The organism is Streptomyces solincola, assembly GCF_002982015.1.
Lineage (GTDB): Bacteria > Actinomycetota > Actinomycetes > Streptomycetales > Streptomycetaceae > Streptomyces > Streptomyces solincola.
Genome location: NZ_PVLV01000691.1, coordinates 1 through 4064, shown reverse-complemented (window position 1 = coordinate 4064; position 4064 = coordinate 1). Strand labels below are relative to the sequence as shown.

The window sequence follows — 4064 nt, the reverse complement described above, 5'->3', positions numbered from 1 at the left end:
GACTGACCCCCTCCCCTCCCGCCGCGCCCCGTGCCGGCTGAGGGGCACCGGGGCGCGGCGGGAGGGGAGGGGGTCAGTCGGCGGCCGGGTAGACCGGGGTGACGTCGGGCTGCTCGGCGGCGTAGTCCCGCTCGGCGCGGTGAAGGATCTGCTCGGCGTCGTCGGGGGCGAACAGCAGCAGCACGTCCGTCACGAGGTCGCTGGCCTGCCACGCCTCGGGCTCGTCCGCCTCGGCGGGCCCGCACGCGGCCACGTACGTGGTGAGCGCTGCTTGCGCGCCGGGCGCGTTCACGCCGTGGCCTCGGCGGCGAGCCGGTCCGCGTGGTCCCCGGCCTTCTCGGCGTACTTCGTGAGGGGGCAGCGGGGCGAGCCGTACGCCCACATGTCCCTGATCGCCTGCCGGGCCTCCAGGTCGGCGGCTTCCGCCTCCGTGACCTCGGTCTGGGCGAACACGGCGCGCATCTCGTCCAGGCGGGCCGTCACGGCGCGGGCGACGCTGCCGAGGAACGGGCCCGACCCGCCGGTGATCTCCCGGAAGCGGTCGTTGGCCAGGTGCATGAACTGGGTGGTCGGCGTGCCGTCGGCGCTCGTGAGGGTGGCAAGCATCTGGGGCGTGGCGCGGAACAGGTCGCGGGCCATCTCCTTGACGGCGGGGTGCTGGTGCAGGTCGGTGACGTCCGTCAGCTCGATGACGGCGGGCGCGGCGGTGGAAGACACGGGGGCTCCGTTCAGGGGCGTTGCGTGGCGCTGTGCGTTGAGGGCGGGAGGGTGCCGGGCGGGAGCGGCTTAGGTCGCGCGCTCCCGCCCGGGAGGGGCCGTCAGGCGTCGCCGCGCGCGATGGCCTGGAGGTCGGCGAGGCTCAGGTCCGGCAGCGGGCCGTTGGCGGTCGCGCGCTGGGCGAACTCGAACGCCTCGCGCTCCAGCTCCGGCGTCGGCTCGTACTCCTCGCGCAGCGCTTCGATCGCGGGCGCCTCTTCGGCGAGGAACCAGAACCAGGCGGCGTGCGGGCCCTCGGTCTCCCAGCGCTTGCGGGCCAGGTGCAGGGCGTGCCCGGCGCTCACGGCGTCGGTGAAGCCGTACCGGGACAGTCCGGCCCCGCCGAGGCGGCGTTCCACGACGTCCCAGTCGTGCCCGGCGCGAAGCTGGGCGGTGCGCTTCACGGAGACGACGGGCATGTCGGCCCAGCGCTCCCCGGTGAACGGGGACTTCGTGGCGAAGAGGACCTGCCACCCGCCCGGGTCCTTCTCCAGCACGACGGGCGGCGTGCGGTGGGACTCCTGGCGCAGCAGGTCACGCGCTTCGGTGACCAGCTCATCCCAGCGGGACAGGCTGAGCTTCCCGGCGGTGGCGAGCCGATCGAGGTGCGCCCACACCTTGTTGAAGCCCTCCGGGGTGGCCCACTCGTTGGGGTCGGTCTCCCAGTCGTGCTTGAGGTAGGCGCCCGGCTCCGCGCCGATGTGGTCCCAGATGTCGGCGGGGGAGAAGCGGGGGCCGCCCTCCGCGATGGTGTCCAGGGCGTTGCGCTGGTAGGCGTCCACGACCGCGAGGGCGGCCGGGTGCAGCGCGGCGAAGATCCGGGCGGCGTCCGCGTACTGCAAGGTGCGCTCCGCTGGGGACAGCTCCTTGCGGGCGGGGGACTTCTCCGGGGCGGGCGCAGGGGCCGGGCCCTGGGCCGGCTGGCGGGCCTCGGCGCGCCGCTTCAGCTCGGCGGCGACGCGCTTGCCGACGGTGGTGAGGATGCACCAGTTGAAGCCGCCGTTGCGGTTCTTCACCTCGCGGATGAGCTTCCGGCGGTGCAGGGCGTCCACGGTGCGCTGGTGGACGGTGTACGGCACGCGCCCGTCCTCGGCGGCGGCGGTGGCGAGGATCGCGTCTCGGGCGTTCTTGTTGAGGCCCTTGATGATCTCGTTGATGTACGCGGACACAGTTGTCCCCTTTGGGTTGAGTTCGGAGCGTTTGTTGTCCGGCTCGCTCGTGCCGTCCAACAAGGAAAACTGTACACCATGTCCGCCGATGGTCAACAGGGGACAGCGGCCCCGACTTCACGCAGGTGAGCAGCAGCAGCGCCCCGCGCACCGTCCCGGGACGGCACGGTCGCACGCCACCCGCACGAGCACGCGGCCACAGACGAACCGTCGTACATCCACCCGCTCTTCACCCCGACCGGGCCACCCGCCCAGTCCTCCCAGCGATCCGCCGCACGCGACCAGCCGCGCGGCTCCGACGTCCGGGTCACGTGCCGGGCCTCCGGCGCGCACAGCAGCCGCAGCGCCGCGTCTGCCACGGCGGCCACCCGGTGTGTGTCCCACTGCTCCCCCTCCAGCCGGGCCGACAGCTCCACCCCGGCGGCCGAGGTGACCGTCAGCCGGCCGTCGGGCCACACCCGCGCGGACGCCCCCGGCACGCTCCACCCCACCGACCCGTCCGACTGCCGGGGCACCCCGTTGGCGTGGTTCCGGGTCATCTGGGCGACCAGCCGCACCGACCCCGGGGCCGCGCCCGGGTTCCGGTGGTCGGCCGCGCCCGGGGCGTGCTCGGCGAGCGCGGCCAGCCACGCCCCGGCGTACGGGTACGCGGCCGGGCGCAGCGTCACCAGGGCCGCCCGGTCCCGCCCGTTGCCCGCCAGGACGGCGGCCCGCACGAACTCATGGCCGGGCGCGCCGCCGTACTTCCTCAGCCGCACCGGGCCGTGCGGCGTCTCGAACTCGGTCGTCTTACGGGGGGCGAGCAGCAGCAGGCCGGGCATGACGGTGTCCTCCAGGGCGACGGGGGTGAGCAGGGGGCGGGGGTCAGCAGGGCTGAGGGTGCACGCGCGCACGGGCCCGCTCCAGGACGGCGGCGCGCTGCTCCTCGGGTATGGGCAGGTAGTGAGCGGCGTAGTCGTACGGGCCGTCCCCCGGGGCCCGGAGCCGGTGAACAACGAGCGCTCCGCCCGGGTACGCGGCCGTCGGCTCGCTGATCTCGAACCGGACGCGGGTGCGGCCCAGGCGGCGGACCCACACGTACGTCGTCCCGTCGTGCTCGGGCACGGCGTAGCGGGCCGGGCCGATGCTCAGCCGGTAGCGGGTGCACGCGGTTGGCACGGCCGGGTGGTCGTGCTCGCCCTTCCAGTGCCCGCACAGGGCGCAGCACGGCGTGCGGGCCGGGCGCTCGCACGGCACGGCGCGGAACACGGGGCCGAGGCGCCCGGGGACCATGCCGCCGATCTCCGGCCACGTGAACGTCACGGCGTCCGTGTCCGGCTCCAGGGCGGCGGCGCCCCCGCAGTGCAGCGCGGAGGCGAGCAGGGAGCGCACCAGGGCGCCGGAGACCGGGACGGCGGTGGCCGGGCGGTCGGCGTTGCTCAGGGCGTACGCGGTCCGGAAGGCGTCGAGCGGGCGGGCGATGGCGTGCGGGATGGTGGGCAAGGCGACGGCGGCGGGGGCGGCGAGCACGGTGGTCTCCGTTCGGGGTTGGGCCCGGGGCGCGGCGGGCGCGCCCCGGGCCGGCTGAGGGGTCAGGGTTCGTCGCGGCGCAGCGTGACGCGGTGGGCTTCCTCGCGGCCCTGGTCGTACAGCTCGATCAGGCCGTCCGGGAAGTGCGTGGTGGTGGACAGCCGGTACTCGGCGGCGCCGAGGGCGTACGCGGCCTGTCCGGCGGTGTGCGGCGCGCCGTCGGCGCCCCAGACGGCCCACGGCCACAGACCGCCGAGGAGGTACCGGCCGTGCGCGTCCGGCACCACGATGACCATGCGGCCCAACGCGTCGTAGTCGTCGGTCCACTGGAGCGTCAGGGTGCCGTCGGCGGCGAACGCGTAGCTCATGCACAGGTCGTCGCGGGCGACGTCGGCGGCGACCTTGGCGGCGGTCTCCCTGGTGAACAGGTGCGGGGTGTCGTCGAACCACAGGGACGTGATGGGCAGTCCGACGTACGGGCCGAGTCCGGTTTCCGCGATGGTGAAGAGCTGGATGCTCAGGCGCGTTCCGTCCTCGTACGTGGCGTGCGGCATGGGCGGGATGCTGGTCATGACGTGTCGGTTCCTTCCGGATGGCGGGGAGGGTGCCAGAGGGCGGGGGCTTGCGGCC

6 protein-coding genes are annotated in these 4064 nt (G+C 74.8%); all 6 read right to left on the bottom strand.

All coding sequences use genetic code 11. The features are described 5' to 3' along the window. Positions 1 to 73: 73 nt before the first annotated feature. Positions 74 to 292: a hypothetical protein gene (locus C6N75_RS29375; protein WP_105871872.1), complete on the bottom strand. Its 219-nt coding sequence runs from the start codon at positions 290 to 292 to the stop codon at positions 74 to 76. Continuing rightward, a complete protein-coding gene (locus C6N75_RS29370) occupies positions 289 to 717 on the bottom strand; it encodes a hypothetical protein (RefSeq protein WP_105871871.1) in 429 nt (142 codons plus the stop codon). Before C6N75_RS29370 ends, C6N75_RS29375 begins: the two co-directional genes overlap by 4 nt. A gap of 101 nt (positions 718 to 818) precedes the next feature. Continuing rightward, a complete protein-coding gene (locus tag C6N75_RS29365; RefSeq protein ID WP_105871870.1) occupies positions 819 to 1925 on the bottom strand; it encodes a hypothetical protein in 1107 nt (368 codons plus the stop codon). Positions 1926 to 2017: 92 nt separating this feature from the next. Beyond that, positions 2018 to 2818 carry a hypothetical protein gene (locus C6N75_RS29360; protein ID WP_105871869.1) on the bottom strand — a complete coding sequence of 267 codons (801 nt, stop codon included), beginning with the start codon at positions 2816 to 2818 and terminating at the stop codon, positions 2018 to 2020. Next, positions 2790 to 3434: a hypothetical protein gene (locus C6N75_RS29355; protein WP_105871868.1), complete on the bottom strand. Its 645-nt coding sequence runs from the start codon at positions 3432 to 3434 to the stop codon at positions 2790 to 2792. Before C6N75_RS29355 ends, C6N75_RS29360 begins: the two co-directional genes overlap by 29 nt. Positions 3435 to 3496: 62 nt before the next feature. Continuing rightward, the gene (locus C6N75_RS29350; protein WP_105871867.1) at positions 3497 to 4006 is read right to left on the bottom strand and encodes a hypothetical protein; all 510 of its coding nucleotides are present in this window, start codon (positions 4004 to 4006) and stop codon (positions 3497 to 3499) included. Positions 4007 to 4064 lie beyond the last annotated feature (58 nt).

Coding starts and splice junctions, on each gene's coding strand:
- C6N75_RS29350 (WP_105871867.1), bottom strand. CDS start 4,006: ATGACCAGCATCCCGCCCATGCCGCACGCCACGTACGAGGACGGAACG.